Source organism: Candidatus Sulfotelmatobacter sp., assembly GCA_036500765.1.
Classification (GTDB): Bacteria; Acidobacteriota; Terriglobia; order Terriglobales; family Acidobacteriaceae; genus Sulfotelmatobacter.
The window spans coordinates 1,806,341-1,824,303 of record DASYBM010000004.1; the positions used below are offsets into that span (position 1 = coordinate 1,806,341).

At 58.2% G+C, this 17,963-nt stretch carries 8 protein-coding genes; 1 reads left to right on the forward strand and 7 read right to left on the reverse strand.

Annotated elements, in window-relative coordinates:
* Positions 1-197: 197 nt before the first annotated feature.
* Both malQ and VGM18_10590 read right to left on the reverse strand, forming a co-directional pair.
* A complete protein-coding gene (gene malQ / locus VGM18_10585) occupies positions 198-1,784 on the reverse strand; it encodes a 4-alpha-glucanotransferase (GenBank protein HEY3973442.1) in 1,587 nt (528 codons plus the stop codon).
* A gap of 10 nt (positions 1,785-1,794) precedes the next feature.
* Positions 1,795-3,789 (reverse strand): peptidyl-prolyl cis-trans isomerase, encoded by a 1,995-nt coding sequence (locus tag VGM18_10590; GenBank protein HEY3973443.1) that lies wholly within the window; start codon positions 3,787-3,789, stop codon positions 1,795-1,797.
* Positions 3,790-4,105: 316 nt separating this feature from the next.
* Between VGM18_10590 and VGM18_10595 the strand changes: the two genes are divergently transcribed.
* Positions 4,106-6,775: a glycoside hydrolase family 2 protein gene (locus VGM18_10595; protein HEY3973444.1), complete on the forward strand. Its 2,670-nt coding sequence runs from the start codon at positions 4,106-4,108 to the stop codon at positions 6,773-6,775.
* 485 nt (positions 6,776-7,260) lie between these two features.
* Here VGM18_10595 and VGM18_10600 read toward each other — a convergent pair whose 3' ends face one another.
* The 5 genes from VGM18_10600 to VGM18_10620 all read right to left on the reverse strand — a co-directional run bounded on the left by VGM18_10600 (position 7,261) and on the right by VGM18_10620 (position 17,904).
* Entirely contained in the window at positions 7,261-8,640 is a 1,380-nt protein-coding gene (locus VGM18_10600) for an APC family permease (protein HEY3973445.1), read from the reverse strand.
* Positions 8,641-8,707: 67 nt separating this feature from the next.
* Positions 8,708-9,115: a hypothetical protein gene (locus VGM18_10605; GenBank protein ID HEY3973446.1), complete on the reverse strand. Its 408-nt coding sequence runs from the start codon at positions 9,113-9,115 to the stop codon at positions 8,708-8,710.
* 149 nt (positions 9,116-9,264) lie between these two features.
* Positions 9,265-12,960, reverse strand: coding sequence for an FG-GAP-like repeat-containing protein (locus tag VGM18_10610; GenBank protein HEY3973447.1), 3,696 nt, complete (start codon positions 12,958-12,960; stop codon positions 9,265-9,267).
* A 278-nt stretch (positions 12,961-13,238) separates the two neighbouring features.
* Entirely contained in the window at positions 13,239-14,930 is a 1,692-nt protein-coding gene (locus VGM18_10615) for a CRTAC1 family protein (protein HEY3973448.1), read from the reverse strand.
* Positions 14,931-15,012: 82 nt separating this feature from the next.
* Positions 15,013-17,904, reverse strand: a complete 2,892-nt coding sequence (locus VGM18_10620) for a tetratricopeptide repeat protein (protein HEY3973449.1) — start codon at positions 17,902-17,904, stop codon at positions 15,013-15,015.
* Between the last annotated feature and the right edge of the window lie 59 nt (positions 17,905-17,963).

Sequence of the window (17,963 nt, forward strand, 5' to 3'; positions counted from 1 at the left end):
TCGTTGGTCGTCGGTCTTCGGTCTTCGGTCTTTAGCCGCAGGCGGTTAGCTTAAACCATTCGGCGTGGGGAAGCGATTAAGAACCGCGGCTAACGATTACAGAAGGAGCACAGATTAACTGATCGATGATCGACAAGTGACGATCGACGACTGACGACCGAAGGCCGACGACCAACGACCAATGACCAACGACCGACTCAGGCGGCAAACTCCTCATCCGTCACCGCAACCGGCGCCTTCGGCAGCCGGTCGCTCAGTTCCACCAACAGAGCCAGCTTCGCGGCGACCTCGCCCCTGAGCCACTCCGCATCGAACCGCCACCGCCAGTTCCCCTCATGCAGGCTGGGCGTATTCATCCGCGCCTCGCTCCCCAACCCCAACACATCTTGCAGGGGGATAATGCTCAAATTCGCGGGAGAACAGAGCGCCGCGCGAATAAACGCCCAATGAATTCCATCGTCGCCGCGCCCCATATAAATCTCCGCATTGCGCCGTTCCTGTTCGGCCGCTCCCGACTTCCACCAGCCCGTCACGGTGTCGTTGTCATGCGTGCCGGTATACATGACTTTGCCCTCGGCCCGATGCGGTAGATAAATATGCGCGCCTTCATCTCCGAAGCCGAATTGCAAGACGGCCATCCCGGGAATTTGCAGCCGATCCCGCAACGCGTGCACTTCCGGCGTGATGTACCCGAGATCCTCGGCGAAAAACGGCAGCCCGCCCAGCGTCTCACGCAGTTTCACAAACAAATCGTCGCGCGGCCCGTCCACCCAACGCCCATTCTCCGCAGTCGCATCCGCCGCAGGAATTTCCCAGAACTGATCGAATCCTCGGAAATGATCCAGCCGAATACAGTCGCAGTTCTGCGTCGCCCAGCGCAGCCGCTGCACCCACCATTCGTACCCGCGCTCTTTCATCACATCCCACCGGTACAGCGGATTCCCCCAACGTTGTCCGGTCGCGCTGAAAAAATCCGGAGGCACGCCCGCCACCACCTCCGGCTGCAAATTTTCATTCAGCCGGAATAACTCGCGATGCGACCAAACGTCGGCGCTATCGTGATTCATGAAGATCGCCACATCGCCCACCACCCGGATCATCCTTTCCGCGCAATACCGCCGCAGCGCCCGCCACTGCTCGTAAAACGCGAACTGCAACGCGCTGCGAATCAGAATGTCGTCCGCCAATTCTTCCCGCGCCTTCGTCAGAGCCGACGCCTCCCGATGCGCCAGTTCTCGCGGCCACTCATTCCAGCTCACAAGTTTTTGCCGGGCCCGCAGTGCGTCGAACAGCACAAAATCGTCCAGCCACCAGGAATTTTCCTTGCAGAACAGTTGAAACCGATTTGGCGGATCGCCGGCAGCCGGAATCCCCACTTCTCGCGCGTTCTGTGCGCGAGAAGCGGGGATTCCGCGCACAAAGTTTCGCGCCGCCTCAAACAGCAGCGGCATCTTCTGCGCAAAAACCTGTTCGTAATCGACGGCGCCCGATGCGGAAGCGGAGCTGATCTTCGCTGGCTCGATCTTCGACTTATCGATCCAGCCGCGCTCGGCCAGTCGCTCCAGACTGATCAGCAGAGGATTTCCCGCGAATGCGGACGTGGAAGAATAAGGCGAGTTCCCATACCCGAGCGGTCCCAGCGGCAGAACCTGCCACAGGCCCATCCGGGCGGATGCCAGAAAATCTACAAACCGATATGCCGCCGGCCCAAAATCGCCGACTCCGCCGCGCGAAGGCAACGACGTGGGATGTAACAGGATGCCTGCGGCGCGCGGAAATGACATAGCAACGCCGCTACATTCCCTGCTCGCTGCCGGCGCGGCTCAAGGCCTTGATTTCTTCTTCGTTGCGCTTGATCTTTCCCGATTTCGTCATCTCGTCGACCAGGTTCGAAACGAACATGCCAAAGCGCTCCTGCTGCTTATTCAGCAGCAACTGATCGCGGATCTGGTCCCGCTTCGCGGCAAAATCGGCCTCGCTCGGTTGCTGGTTTTCGAGCACCTGTAGGACGGCAACGTCCGCGCCGTTGCTGATGGGACCGCTGATCTCTCCCGGCTTCATGCTGAAGGCCACCGCCGCCTGCCCCGCCATCGAGCCCACATCCGGCACTTGTCCGTCGGGCAGTACAAAGTCGCTGGTCTTCATAGTCGCGCCCAGTTCTTTGGCGGCCCGCTTCAAGTCATGCTCGGCCTTGGCCCGATCCGAAAGTTCCTGCGCCTTCTGCGACAGCAGCGTCTGCGAACGCTCATTCTTGAACTCTTCCTCGACCTTGCTGCGAATCTCTTCAAACGTCGGCGTCGCTGCCGGCTTCACTCCCAGCAACTGAAACACAACAATCCCCTGCGTAGCCGGAGCCAAATCCGGCGGCGCTCCTTCTTTCGCGCTGAACACCGCATCCATAAACTGCGTCGCCGGCCCCAACCCGGGCAGCATATCCTTGCGGGTGAAATAATCCGACGTGATGACGGGCACGCTCTTGGCCGCTGCCGCCGCATCCAGCCCTTGCGCCTGCGCGTCCTTCAACAGCGATTCCGCCAGCTTCTGCGCCGCCTGCTGTCCTTTCTGATGCTTCAGAATCGGTTCGATCTGTCCCTTCACTTCGTCCAAAGACTTCGTGTGCGCTTCCTGCTTGTCGTCCACGCGAATAATGTGGAAGCCGTCGCTGCTCTTCACCACATCGCTGATCTGCCCCTTGGGCAGCGAGAATGCAACTTTCTCAAACTCCGGCGTCGCCTGACCTTTTCCCAGCCATCCCAGCGAACCACCCACGTTCGCGCTGCCGGGGTCTTCGGAATACTTCTTCGCCACCTCCTCGAAGCTCGCTCCGCTCCGCAGTTGCTTCAACAGATCGTCGGCGCGATGCTGCGCCTCCGCCACCTTCTTCTCGTCCACCTTGCCGTCATCGCCGGGCAGCGGCATCTTGATCCAGATATGGCTCACCTTCACCTGCTCGGGCACCTGGTATTGATCGCGATGCTGCTCGTAATAAGCCCGCAGATCGTCCGGCGTGACCTGCACGCTCGCCTCCGCCTTATTCGTTTCGATCGCCGCATATTTCACCTTGCGTTTTTCCGGAATCGAGTTGGCGTAGCTTGCTTTATGGCTCTCGTAAAATGCCTTCAGCTCTGCGTCCGTCGGATGCAGCCCCTTGCGTAAATCGTCCTGCTTCAGCACTGCATAATCGAACTTCACCTTCGAATTCTGCTTGATGAACTGCTCCCGAATCTCCGCCTCGCTCACCGTGGCCGTCCCCGAAATCAGGGCCTGCAACTTTGTCAGCAGAATGTCAGTCCTCACCGCCTCCTCAAACTTCGTGGGGGTCAGATTCGCCCGTTGCAGCATGTCTTCATATTCGACTTGCCCAATGAAATTGCCGCCGGGGAAAAAAGTCGCCGCATAACGCCCGTGCTGCAATTCATCCTTCACTTCCTCCGGAGTCGCGCGCAGCCCCATGCGCCCCGCTTCGCTCACCAGCGCCTGCCGGCCGATCAACTGCTCCACCGCGCGCTGCGTCTCCTGCTGAATCAGAAACGGCATGATCTTCGACGCCATCTCGCCGTACCGTTGCGCGTCCTGCTGCGCCATCTGCCGCGCCGTCGTGCGCACCTCGTCCGTGCTCAGTTCGGTGCCATCCACCTTCGCGATCGTGCCCTTGCCGGGCGCGCCCGTAATTTCAGATGTCAGGCCGCCTGGAATAAACGTAATCACCATTGCGCCGCAAATCACGAGAAGAATGCCGCTAAGAACAATCTTCTTAGTAGGCCCCTGAGTCTGCAAAAATCGAATCATTTTCTTATCACTCCAGAGTAGAACGACGAAAAAGTAGACTGGCGAATCGCTAATTATAAACCAGCCGCGCGGCCCGCGCAGGAACCCGCACCCACAAGCCTGAACCACATCAAGCCCGCACCCCTCAAACGTTGTCATCCAACGTCGTATCCAATCAAACGGAGCCGCTGTTCGGGCGAAGTGAAGGATCTCTCGCTCAACCGCCCACGCGCCCGGCTCTGCCAACCCTCCCAAACTCCGCTATTGAAACGAATTAATATAAATGGTATCCATTCTCCGATAGATTTTTCAGGACCACCCAATTCCCAGGAGCATCATGAACCCAAGCCGGCGCCTCGCATTCGCTCTACCATTCCTCCTGCTTTCATCCCTCATCGCTCAAAACCCCGCGGCCGAGCCCCGCCTGCCACTTCACGCCGGCTGGTCCCTGCAAACCTCCGCCAAAGTCGAAGCCAAGGGTGAGGTCATCTCCACGCCGCAATTTGCTCCCAAGGGATGGCATGAAGTCACCGTCCCCACCACTGTCGTCGCCGCGCTGGTCAAAGAAAAAGTTTTCCCCGACCCTCTCTTCGCCATGAACCTGCGCGACTATCCCGGCGTGAACTATCCCATCGGTTCCAATTTTTCCAACATCGCCATGGCCCCAGACAGTCCCTATGCCGTCTCCTGGTGGTATCGCAAGCAGTTCACCGTGCCCACCTCCTACAAGGGCAAGACCGTCTGGCTGAAGTTTAACGGCATTAACTATCGCGCCAACATCTGGCTCAACGGAAAACAAATCGCCAAAGACGACGATGTCGCCGGCGCGTGGCGCACCTATGAATTCAACGTGACCGCAGCGGCCAAGCCCGGTTCGGAGAATGTCCTGGCAGTACAGGTTTTTTCTCCCACCGAGCACAATCTCGCCATCACCTTCGTCGACTGGAATCCCGCGCCTCCCGACAAGAACATGGGACTGTGGCGCGAGGTCTACCTCACCACCAGCGGCCCCGTCGCGTTGCGCTATCCGACGGTCGTGTCCAAAGTGAATACGCCCGCGAACGACAGCGCACAACTCACCGTGACCGCGCAACTGAAGAACGGCACCAACCAGCCGGTCAAAGGCAAGCTCAAAGGCGAAATCGAAAGCGTCAAATTCGAACAGGATGTAGAACTCGCGCCCAACGAAGCGAAAGACGTCACCTTTACGCCCGATAAATTCCAGCAACTCGTCTTCTCGAACCCTCGGCTGTGGTGGCCGAAACAAATGGGTAAACCGAATCTCTATCCGCTCACCATGGAATTCGAAGCCAACGGCGCCGTGAGCGACCGCTCGCGCACCGACTTCGGCATTCGCGAAATCACCTCCGACCTCAATTCCGTCGGCGGCCGCGCCTTCCACATCAACGGCAAGAACATCCTGATTCGCGGCGGCGGCTGGACTCCCGATCTGATGCTCCGCGAAGATTCCCAGCGCATGCATGACGAATTCCGCTACGTCCGCGACCTGGGTCTCAACACCATCCGTCTCGAAGGCAAACTCGAGACCCAGGAATTCTTCGACCTCGCCGACCGCCAGGGCATCCTCGTCATGGCCGGGTGGTGCTGCTGCGATTTCTGGGAGCGCTGGGCGCACTGGCAGCCCCAGGATTTTGAAATTGCCAAGCAGTCCCTGCGCGATCAGATCTACCGCCTGCGCAGCCATCCTGCGCTCGTCATGTGGCTGAATGGCAGCGACAACGCCGCTCCGCCGGACGTTGAGCAGATGTATCTCGATGTGGAAAAAGAATTGCTCTGGCCGAATCCGGTGGTTTCATCGGCAACCGGAAAAAAGACAAGCGTCACCGGCGACAGCGGCATGAAGATGAGCGGCCCCTACGAATATATAGCTCCAAGCTATTGGGAAGTCGACACTCCTGAAGGTCAGCCCGGCCGCAAATTGTGCAATCCCGGCGGCTGCGGCGGCGCTTACGGCTTCGATACCGAGACCAGCATGGGGCCGGCGGTTCCGCCCGTCGAAAGCATCCGCGCCATGGTGGGCAAGGACCACATGTGGCCTATCGACGATGTCTGGAACTACCACGCCGGCGGCGGCGAATTCAAAACCATCGGCGTTTTCACCGAAGCCTTAACCAATCGCTATGGCAAATCCGACAACGTGGAGGACTTCGCCGCCAAGTCGCAGATGCAGACCTACGAAGGCGTCCGCGCCATGTACGAGGCCTACAGTCGCAATAAGTACCAGTCCACCGGCGTGGTTCAGTGGATGCTCAACAACGCCTGGCCCTCCATGATCTGGCACCTCTACGATTATTACCTGCGCCCCGGCGGCGGCTACTTCGGCGCCAAACGCGCCATGGAATCTCTTCACCCGATCTACGGCTACGACGATCACTCGATCTGGGTCGTCAGCAGCCAGTATGAAGATGTGAAGGGCCTGAAGCTCACCACGACAATTTACAACCTCGACATGACCGAGAAGTTCACGCAGTCGAATCCCGTCGATGCTGCGTCCGACAGCACGGCAAAGATCTTCGTTCTCCCCGACGTCAGCGGTTTGAGCAACACCTATTTTCTCTCGCTGCGCCTCGAAGATTCCACCGGCAAACTCGTCGGCTCCAATTTCTACTGGCTCTCCACCAAACCCGAAACCCTCGACTGGGCGAAAAGCAATTGGTATGTGACACCCACCGCCTCCTACGCGGACTATACCGCGCTGTCGCAATTGCCGAAGGTAAAGCTAAAAGTTATGGACCGCAGCGAGAAAAAAGGCGAAGAAGAAATCACTCATGTCACGCTGCAAAACCCCAGCAAGAACCTCGCCTTCTTCGTCCGCCTGAAAGTCAATAAAGGCGCGAAGGGCGAAGAAATCCTCCCGGTAGTCTGGGAAGACAACTACATCTCTCTAATGCCCGGCGAAAAACGCGAACTCACCGCAACCTACCGCGCCAGCGAATTAGGCGCAGCGAAACCCACAGTCGAAGTTACCGGCTGGAACATAGAGTGAGATCGATTCACCGTAGCGCCGGCGTCCCGCCGGCTGTCCCGAGGGCGTCTCCGCCCTCGGCGTCGGAAGCGGAACACCTCCGACGTTTCTAAAACTTTCGCCGTCATCACGGGCGAAACAAGCACAACTTCCCAATCTTTTCCACAACATTCTTTTCACACATGTGACATCCAACCTTTACCTCGACCCCACTTTTGCGCGACACTCACTCTCGTAGGGCCCGGATGTGAGCCGCGCTAGTCCTAGGAAACTCCCGGCCCCCGCAACCTCCCCATGCGAGCGAGGGACAGAGGGGCATCCGAACGCCAGGGCGCAAAGATAGGTCGCCTTGATTGACCCAAGGCTTTCGCCCGTTGTGGGAGTGATCACTCCTAACGTTTTGAACTGAAGTGTTATCGGAGGACAGGAATAAAAAGGAGGCAGCCGAAGCAGTCGGATAACAAATTACACAGTTACTCGATTACAACATTACTCAATCGCTCCAACTATGAGTCGCTAAAGTCGATCATCACCGGCGCGGAACGGAACCAGTTCGTCTTGTAGCCCACATAGAGCAGGCCAATCGCGAACCAGATCCCGCCTACGGTCTTGGCAATGATATTGAGGTTGAGCCAGATCAGCAGGCAGAAGAGGAAACCGATTATCGGCAGAATCGCGTCGCGCACCAGCCGCCGCTCGCCGCCATTCTTGCTTGCGAGCACTGAGAACTGCCAGAAGCAGGCAAAGTTCACCCCCATGAACGCCAGGAATGCGCCGAAGTTCAGCAGTTCGCCCGCATGCTCATAGGCGTTGCCAATGTGATACAGCAAAACCGCGCCCACAAATGACAGCCCCCCAATCAGCAGAATGTTGTTGGTCGGAGTGCTCGTACCCGGTTTCAGCTGCCCGAAAAACTTCTTCGGCAACACGTTGTCGCGTCCCATGCCAAACAGTAACCGCGCCGCGCCCAGCGTGCCCGTCAGTCCGCTGCCAAACGCCGCGACAATCAAAATTACGCCCATGGCATTGAACAAAACCACGCCGCCCACCCGGCTGCAAATGTCCATGAAAGCAGTTTCAAGATTTGGAAACGACTGCCAGTCGGGCCACACGCGCGCGCCCAAATAAGCCTCGAAAGCACTGCACACGCCGGCAAAAATACAGGTCAGCACCACAGCCAGCAGAACGTTGCGCTTTGGATTCTCTACATCCTCGGCCAGCGTGGTGACGCCGTCGAAGCCGATATAGGTGAGCGCGGCAAACGAAGTCGCGGTCATGATCTTATGTGCGTTGAAGGTCTGCGGATTGTAAAGCGGCTGCAACGAAAACAGGCCGGCCCATCCCTGCCCGCCATACAAATATTTCAAAGCGAGCACGACAAACGCGACGACTACAACAGACATAACCGCCAGCAGCACCTTGTTCGCGGTTGCGGACGCTTTGACGCCAATCAGGTTCAGCACGGTCATAATGCCCGCGATCAGCAAAGCCCACACCACAAAGGGAACCTGGTGTACATAACGCTCATGCAACGCTGTTGCAATCCAGACCGTATTAATGAGCGGCTGCAGCAAGTAATCCAAAATCATCGCCCAGCCCGCCAGAAATCCAAGATGCGGGTTCAACCCCTTCCCGACATAGGTGTAAGCCGATCCCGCCGTCGGATACAGTGCTCCCATGCGCCCGTAACTGACGGCCGTAATCAACATGGCGAACAGCGCGATCAGAATGATGGTTACGAAGTGTCCGTCAGAAAGTTTCTGAGCCACGCCATAGAGTGGCACCGGCGCGATGGGCTGGATCAGGACGATCCCGTAAAAAATCAAATCCCAAAGAGTAAGCGTGCGACGCAGGCGCGGAACAGCAGGAGCAGCGGTGGTTTCCATGGGTCCGGCTATTGGATTATGGAAGGGCGGGAAATGTCAATATTAAAACGTTTCCGTAGTCGAGTAATCAGGTTCGCGAGAACGCCCTTGCGAACACAGCGGGAAGCCTCGGCGTAATGTTGCTGTAGTTCCATGCTTCGACCACTCCTGCAAGCGCTGTACGCTTTGGTTCAGGTTCGATACCGAAACGTGAAAAATCGTGCCCCATCCAGAAGAGGCAATGCACGTAGACGGCTTTCTGATTCGTCGAAACTTCCAGCACAAAGTCCATCCGGCTGTAGTCCCAACTACGCGCCAGGATGACGAGCTGCTCCGTAGCGTTTTTTCCTTTGAAGCCAAAGTTCTCTGGTACAAAGCCTACAAACGATTCTCCGAAGAACGCGCCTTCCACTTCAATCTCTCCGCGAATCGCACGGTTGAAATCGGGCAACTGCTTCCCGGGAATCCAGTACTCCTCGTGAACTGCCGAGCCCACGACGTGACGTTGGTGGTGCGACAGATATTGGTCTTCGACTTCGAACGAGGTGACGAAGCCGGCGAAGCTCGACGATTTCGTGTTCCAGTTACGTAGATCAGCGCTAGTTCATTCAAGCCAACTGGGCGGTAGAGCGTTGTCATTTCGCTTTATCTGTTATCACCGTAATCGAACCAATATCCACGCTGCTCATTCCCCGACATGTGCCGCGTGTTGTATTCCAGAAGATAATTCACATGCGCATCATCCAGCGGAAACGACTTCTTCGCCGAATACGGATACTCGCCCATACTCAAGAACGGCAGCGGCGCAACATAATTTCCTTCCGCCGCGTAGAAATCCATGTCTTTCTCGTAACCATTAGCGGCAAAGAAATAATCGCGCACCCACCCTTCAGGAAGCGCCGGCAGTTTTGCAGGATCGAAATCCAATTGCACTTCATCCCCCGACCCAAACACTGCCAGCCTATCGTCGGTTGCGGCCAGCAGCGGCAACACGTCTCCATACCGCGTATACGTTCCCGCCGGACGCGTGTACGGCCCGGTCGCACTCGCCTTCTCGTACACATACTGGACGTTCCCCGCCGGCTTGCCCTCAATCTTCAGCGGATACCCGTGAAACTCCAGATTAGCCCGCAGCAAGGGAACCGGAGTGAGACGGTAATCGTAGCGCCGGCGTCTCGCCGGCTGTCCTGAGAGCGTCTCGCTCTCAGCGCGGGAGTCAGGCTGATCTGCCGTCGTTCTTGCACGACGCGCCGTCTCGCCGGCTCCTTGGAACCCTGCGGCAAATATTTCGGTTCGATCGCGGTGGGCGGGACGCCCACCGGACAGCCGCCTCGACGCCGGCGCTACTGATTGCTCAGTGCGGTCGATCAGAATGCTGTCCCAATAAACCTGCAAGTTGGTCGTCATGCGAATCTTCCGCGTGCCCGGCGGCAACTTGCCAGTCAGATCAGCCGTCATCGTCCGCGGACCGCCGGCAGGAAATCCCATGTCGTCGACCACGCGCTTCCACTTCCCATCTTCCCCCAATGCCTCGACATACGGCGACACCGCCTCGATCCCCGCCTGCGCCGCGGCATACATGCTGTTGGCGGAAAAATATTCCACTTCGCCATGCAGCAGCAGCCACAGCGGACCGCCGCCGTAAGCCTTCCCCAAATCCAGCGTCAGGGTATGGGGCTTAGCAAATCCCGCAAACTGCGTCACCTCGAAATCGCCAACATAACGATGCGCCAGCAAATCCGGCAGCACGTCGTGCCCATGCTCATCCCCTGCACCAGCCGGAGGACGCGCGTCACGGCTCACCACAACTTTGAACGCAGGATACGGCGGGTTCGACGCGAAATATTCGTTGGGATAAACGTCCGTATCCGCCGGATGATCCACCGCCAGCAGGCGCACCTGATCCAGATAGACGGCTTCCTCGAGCGGCTCCATGAAACGAAAACTCAGGACGGTCATTGGTCGTCGGTCGTCGGTCGTTGGCCCAACGCTCTGCGCCGAGTTCTCAGGTCCGAGGTCTGAGGTCTGACGCCGGATGCCTGACGCCTGACGCCCGACGCCCGCTTCTTTCTCCCGAATCGCATCGCGAGGAATCTTGACGTATTCCACAGGCCGCGGGACGTCGCGCTGTCCCGGTCCAACCCAGTGTCCTACCACGCCCGCGCCCAGCATGTCGGCGACGAACTCGTAGCGATCGCCATTCCACACAAATAAGGTCGGACACGAACTGCCCCGCCGATCGATCTCAAGAAAATCCTGCTGCCGGTCGCCGGCAATCTGAATCTCGTCTTGCAGGACGCCAGTCGGCCACAGCATGCGGACAATGTCGGCGTCTTTGGAATCGCCCAGTCCGACCGTGAGATACGGCGAGTTCTGTCCGAGGTAGCCGTTCGATCCGTAGATCTCAAACTTCTGCCGATTCCCGCCCGCGAACACTTCCACCTTCGTCCCAATCGCCGACTTGTTGTCGGCCAATCCCTTGAGCGCCAGCCGCAGCCAGTGATTCTGATTCCCGCCCTCGTTGCGCAGCAGCACCGCCGGCCCGTGATTCTGAGTGATCAGCAGATCGGTCGCCCCGTCGTTGTCGTAGTCGCCAGTAATAATCGCCCGCGGATCTTTGAGCTGAATCTTGTCGAGCCCCACGTCGGCGGTCACATCTTTGAAACCATCCGGCCCCAGATTGCGGAAGAGTTTGATCTCGCCCTTGCCTTCTTTCGTCTCGCCGACCGCGACGAGGTCAACCCAGCCGTCGTTGTCGTAATCAAACGCGGCCACGCCGAATGCACGAACCCAGTTTGTTTCGGGCAGCTTCACGCGATCGAATGACTTGCCGTGATTGTTGCGCCAGAGAGTGAGGGGGGGATTACCCGCGTGCGTGAATGCTAGGTCCATCCAGCCTTCGTGGTCGAAATCAAGAACGGTAACGCCCACAACTACTGTCGGCATCGGAGCGGACCAGAGCTTGCGCGGTAGGAATGTCCCTTCTCGTGGGTTCTCAAAGATCGTCGGGCCACTATCCGCGACCACTAGATCAATGGCGCGATCATTGTTGTAGTCTGTTCCCACTGCGTTGTAAGCGGCGCTCGAAGCCAGGCCCGTTTGGTCCGTAACTCGAGTGAACGTTCCGTTATTGTTGTTGCGCCACATGTTGTTAAGGCTGGCAGCGACAGGTGCGTTGGCCGGGCCGTGCAGCTTTACGAAAGGAACGCTCGTGTAAAGGTCCAAGTCTCCATCGTGGTCGTAATCAATAAAGGTGAGACCGCCGTCGGACCCAGCATTCTCAAGACCCGCGACCTGCGTCGTGTCGTTGAACGTTCCGTTTTTCTCGTTGTGCAAAAGGATCACGCGCCCGTTGACGCTTAACACTATATCGGCGGCCCCGTCGTTGTCGTAATCCCCAATGGTGCAGCCGGCGCCGTGCAAACCGGCATCAAGCCCAGCCCTCCGGGTGACGTCTTCAAACTTTCCATCGCCGAGATTGTGGTATAGCGTCATACCTCCCTGAGCACCGTTGTCAGGGAATAAAATGTCAATCCTGCCGTCGTTGTCGTAGTCGAGAAAACAGGCACCGGGTTCGAAGGAGTCAGACGGAGAGTTCGACGCGATTGTGACAATCCCCGCCTCTTTCGTCACATCCACAAACCGCACCTTGATCGGCGCGGGCGGCTTCAACACCGCCGACGGCGACTCGACCGCGCGCGAATATTGGCCCTGCTCGCCGTAGGCCAGGCTCATAGGAGCGCCGATTTTATTCTGCGTGATGTATTGGAATTTCTTCAGATGCTCGCGGGCGTGGTCCACGTCGGCGGACTGCTGGTAGGCGCGTGACAATCCAAACTCTGCCGATGCATGCAACGGTTGCAGCTTCAGCGCGTGCTCGAAGGCTTCAATCGCCTGCGGAAATTGCTTGGCCTGCGAATACGCTGTGCCCAGGAAATACCAGGTGTCGGCGTCATTCGGATCGATCTCGATCACGCGCTTGAATGCATCGATCGCCGCGGCCGCGTCACCCATGTTCTTGGCGAGCATACCCAGGCCGTACCACGCATTCGGATTCTTCGGGTCTTGCTTGACCGCATCTTCGAGAGCGGCCTTGGCCTCATCTACTTTCTGCAAATTCAGATACGCAATGCCCTCATTCAGTCGCGCGATTTCAAGTTTTGGATCGGCCTCCGCCGCCTGCCGAAACGACTTCAACGCCTTTTCGAAAAGCTGCTGATTCATGTAGGCCGCGCCCAGATTGTTCAGGCGCGCGGCTTCGATTGAATTGGGCTGGGACGATGGAGACAGAAAACCGAAGGCGGTGGCCAGCATCGCCACAAGAGCAACAGAAATTCGCAAGTTCATTTCGCTACAAGTGTACCTGCAAAATCAAACCGCGCGTGGTCCCGAGCAGACTTACAAGAACGCGGTAAACGCCCAACAAAGAGTTGCCATCCTGAACAGCGGCGAAGCAGCTGTGAGGGACCTTACGCCGACATCCGCGATCCGATAGCGTCGACGAGGACCGTCTTGCCAGCGCCGTTGATTCCGTTTCACCGCATTGCCGCTTCGTTCGTTTCGTATGGTCCCTCGGAGCGCTATCGCGCTCCTCAGGATGACATCTCAGCAGAGTCTGCCTAGCGACGCGGCTTTCCGTATGCCCGGTTCGCAATCACTCCCTTGCCTTCCTGCACAGTGACAGTTTGCCCGGCGTCGATGTTTGAAAGCTTGTCGACCTGTCCGCTCGGCCACTGAATCTCAACTGTGTCTGCTCTGTTCTGCGCCCCCAGACCGAACGTCAGCACCAGTTCGCTTTGAGCCAAGTAACTCGATCCCGAACGCAGCATCTTCCACTGCTTATCATTCTTATCAAAACCCTTATCAGAACCGCCGGCATTCACGCGAACGATCGCACCAATGCCGTCGCGATTCGATTTCGTGCCGACAAGTTTCACACGCAAGCTGTGATTCGTGCCGCCTTCGTTGTGGAATAAATAAGCCGGTCCGGCGTTGGTCGTCAGCAAAACGTCGAGAAAGCCGTCGTTATCGATGTCGCCGTACGCCGCAGCCCGCGCCACTTTGGGCGCAGCAAAGGCGCTGCCCATCTGCGCCGTCACTTCAGTAAATTTTCCACCGCCGAGATTGCGGAATAGATGCGACGGCTCCGCAAAAGTCACGCGTTTCTGTACCTTCTCGATCTGATCTTCGATGTGGCCATCCGCAACGAAAATATCCGGCCAGCCGTCGTTGTCATAATCGAAAAAGAAACAGCCAAAGCCCAGCGTGACCAGCGTGGCCCGGCCCACTTCCGATTGCGGCGCTTCGTCGACGAACAGGCCGTTGCCCTCGTTGTGATACAGCGAGACCATCTGATTGGCGAAGTTGCTGATGATGATGCTGGCATGGCCGCTGCGGTCGTAGTCGGCGGCATCTACGCCCATGCCGGCGCGCGCGATGCCATCCTCGCTGAAGCCAATGCCGGCGGCCACGCCGCGCTCCTCAAACGTTCCATCTTTTTTATTGACGTAAAGTTTGTTGGGCTGCGTATCGTTGGCGATCAGAATGTCGGGCCAGCCATCGCCGTTGGCGTCGAGGACCGCGATGCCAAGACTTTTCGATGTGGGGTCGCCCATGCCGGCCTTCTGCGTAGCGTCTTCAAACTTGCCGCCGCCGAGGTTGCGCCAGAGGCGCACTGCTGTGCCTTTGTATGATTCCGGAGTGCAATAGGATTTGTGCGCGCCGTCGATGGTGCAATACAGATCGCCCGGTTCGCTCCATTGCACGTAGTTGGCAACGACGAGATCGAGTTTGCCGTCGCGATCGTAGTCGACCCAGGCGGCGCTGGTGGAAAACTCGCTCGGACCCCACATGCCCGCGGATTTTGTAACGTCAGAGAACGTGCCGTTGCCGTTGTTGTGAAACAGATGACTCTGGCCGAGCGCGGTGACGAAGATATCGTCGAAGCCGTCATTGTCATAATCACCAACGGCGACGCCAAAACCAAACATTGGAATCGCCAGGCCGGCTTTACGCGTAACGTCGGTGAAGGTTCCGTTGCCATTGTTGTGGTATAGCTTTAAGGTCGTGGCTCCGGCGTGAGGATGTCCCGCGAAATCAGAGCCGTTAATCAGAATGATGTCGGGATATCCGTCATTGTCGTAGTCGATGAATGCGCAGCCTGGCCCCATGGTTTCCGGCAGCCACTTCTTGCCGAAGGCGCCGTTGTTGTGGGTGAAGTGGATGCCCGCTTGCGCGGTGATATCGCGAAAGGTAAGTTGCTGGGCGGGGCTTGGTGAAACAGCCGCCAAGAGCAGCAACCACGGCGACATAGAGGCACAGAGAAGAACGAATGGTCTCTTTTTTCCGCGGCTCGCCAGCTCTGTGGAGAAATGTTTGCTTTGAGGAAACATTTTATTTTGAGCCTCCGGCCGCGGACACGATGACAGGCCGGGCTTTGTCCGGCCGGGCGGACGGGGCGTCCGCCCCTCCATGGTTCGAGTTGAGCGCCAGCAGCGGTACTGACACGTGCTCATGCACGGCCTGACGCTCATTGTTGTCTTCGGGATGAAGCTGGCGGTAAGAGCCGGTGATGGCCTGCGACGACTCGTCGGCTTTGAATCGCATATAGCGTGCTTCATGTTCCTTCGCTAGTTTTTCCTGGCCCAGGCCGTTGTAGCAGAGCATCAGGTTGTAGTGCGCCTGCAAATCTTCAGGATCGATCGCCAGCACGGACTGCAACACTTTTACGGCCTCGTTGTATTTGCGCTGCAAGAAAAGAACGCGCCCCAGATCGTTGATGGCAACCCGGTCGCGCGGATACTGCGCCAGGACGGTGCGCAATCGCGCCGCCGCGCCTTCATAGTTGCCGTCGGCGCGCAGAACTCGCGCATAAAAGAAGTTCGCCCGCGCCAGCTGTGGAGACAGCGCCAGCGCCTTCTCCAGCACGGTGCGAGCCCGCTCCATGTCGCCTTCCTGCACAGCGCAGCGGCCAATGTTTACCCAGCCGTCGGGATTATTCGGGTCCGCCTCGGTAACTTTCACGAAAGCCGCGGCTGCGCCTTTCAAGTCCCCTTGCAGAAATAATCCAATGCCAAAATCGTTCCAGCGCTGCCACTCTTCTTTTCGGACAATCGTCTTAGGCTCGGCTGCGGGCGCGCTGTGCGCGACTACCGGTAGAGTCACTTCATTTTCGGCAACGGCAACGATGGGCAGGTCGGGGATTTTTTCGTGCTTCGCGGAAACGCCACTCAGTGACGCCGTGAATAGAGTGGGACGGTCGTCGTAGTCCGGCGCCACCGCATTCAGTTTGGTCAGATCGGGCACACCCGCGAAGGCTTCCTGCGTTCCGTACCACGTGAACTTGCGGTAGCACAGCCGCGCGTGCAGCGTAATGTTGTTGCCCGCGTTCTGCGGAATCAGCATCCGGTAGTGCACCGTGTCAGCCGCACCGGGCGGAATCAGGCGCACATAAACGACGGCGCGGGTTGCCCACGCGTTTCGCTTGTTGATGGGATTGCCGTGCGCGTCGATTTGCAACGAGCGGTAAAAGTGCGCGCCCTTTTCCACCGGACCATGCCCGTTGTCTTCGACCATGCCGCTCCAGAAAATTATCTGGCCCTTGTCGTCCGTGCCTTTTAGCTCGAGCCATGTGTCGTAGGCATCGACGGTGCCGCCGGGAAAAAAGTGGCCGACTTTTTTCGTGCGTACCACGACATCGACGCGCACGGTATCGCCGCGCCGCAGCGCAGGATGCACCAGGTTCAGCGGCGCTGTGATGGGAGCAGCCTCTCCGCTGGTCTCGGCCGTCATCTTGTTCTCGGCTTCTTCGCCAACCGCGAAGGTGGTCGCAAGTTCCGACTGCGTGGTCGCGCCCGGTTTGAGCGGAGCCTGCGCCGGTGACAGTGCAAAAATATCGACCGTCAGCGCGCCGCTCTTTAGAAAATTTTCGGTTAACTTCAGCTGTGCTGCATCTTCGTTCGCCGTCGGTACCGCCGTATTCGCGCCGGGAAAACGATGCGAGTGCACGACGCCGTTGAGGTTCCCTGCGTCATTCGATTTTTCCGCGGGCATGTGACAATCGGCGCACTGTTGCGGCTTGGGCGGATAATAAAACGATCGCGCGCCCTGCCCGGAAACTCCGCTGGCCTGCCAGTTGTCGTATTCGTTGAAGCCGCGGAACCAGCGGTATTTGTTCACCGGCACGTCGAGATGAACTTTGTGGCAGGTCGAACAGAATTCGGCCGTCTGGTCGCGCATGAACGGTTTCAGGAAAACGCGGCGGTGCGGTTCGGGATTCAGCCGAATTACAAAATCATGGAGCGCACGCGCCACCGGATTCTGCGTGGCCGCCAACTCGTGCAGCTTGGGATACTCGAGATAAAAATCGGCCTGCCCCATCGTGCTCTTCACGTTGGCGATGGAGTGGCACATCATGCAGCCCAGCCCGGCCTGCGCCTCGGGCCGGTGCACGATCTGCTTGATCGGCGTGTCCATGAGCCCCGCGTAGAGCACGGCGGGATCGTGGCATCCGCCGCACCACTTTGAAGGCTTGGTGCCGATCGTGTCCTGCATGTACTCGATCGACTTGCGATACCACTGGTTGTTGAACGAAGAAAAATGGTGCGCCGAGCTGAACCACTGGTTATAAATATCTTCGTGGCAGCGCTTGCAGGAGTCGGACTCCATAAAAAACTTGCTGGGAATTTTCTGCTTGCCGTAAACCTGCGCCGAACTGGGAAAGAACGAGCCTTCGGGTCCGTCGCCTTCGCCGTTCATGTTGTCGGGGGGCATCGCCGGATTCTCGATGCGATTGCGCGTCTGCCAACTTTGGCGCAGGTATCGCGCGCCGTAGGCGATGCCGGCAACCACCGCGCAGCAAATCACAGCCCGCAGAGCGGCCGCGCCTAGGCCCGCCCGCCGCGGCCTTTCGTCATGCCACGCGCGCTGGCCCAGCCATCCGGCGATGAGCAGTGCGACTCCGGCCAAGGAGATCACGATGTGGAAATAAAGTTTGTTCCACTCGGAACGTGACGTACCCGTTTTAATAAGGACCAGTCCTACGACGGCGCCGATGGCAATCATCAACCAGCCCGCGCGCTCGGAAAAGCTGCCTGTGCGCATCAAACGGAGAAAAGCGGGGACCAGCAGAATTGCGGCGAGCACTCCGCCAGCCGCATGCAGCAGCACTACGGCTGCATAGAAAATGTTCGGCTGCGGAAAGGCGTAGAGGTACGCGGCGGATACGACGAGAAAAACCACGAGCCACGAGAGAGTCCGGCCGATGAATCCTTTGGATGTTGGCATACCCCGTATGTATTGCGACGACGGAAGATCGCAGAGAGTTCAGGTCCACAGGGACTGAA

What these genes read in the sequence shown, in the direction of transcription:
- malQ (HEY3973442.1), bottom strand. Translation starts at nt 1,784, where the DNA reads ATGTCATTTCCGCGCGCCGCAGGCATCCTGTTACATCCCACGTCGTTG.
- VGM18_10590 (HEY3973443.1), bottom strand. Translation starts at nt 3,789, where the DNA reads ATGATTCGATTTTTGCAGACTCAGGGGCCTACTAAGAAGATTGTTCTT.
- VGM18_10595 (HEY3973444.1), top strand. Translation starts at nt 4,106, where the DNA reads ATGAACCCAAGCCGGCGCCTCGCATTCGCTCTACCATTCCTCCTGCTT.
- VGM18_10600 (HEY3973445.1), bottom strand. Translation starts at nt 8,640, where the DNA reads ATGGAAACCACCGCTGCTCCTGCTGTTCCGCGCCTGCGTCGCACGCTT.
- VGM18_10615 (HEY3973448.1), bottom strand. Translation starts at nt 14,930, where the DNA reads ATGTCGCCGTGGTTGCTGCTCTTGGCGGCTGTTTCACCAAGCCCCGCC.
- VGM18_10620 (HEY3973449.1), bottom strand. Translation starts at nt 17,904, where the DNA reads ATGCCAACATCCAAAGGATTCATCGGCCGGACTCTCTCGTGGCTCGTG.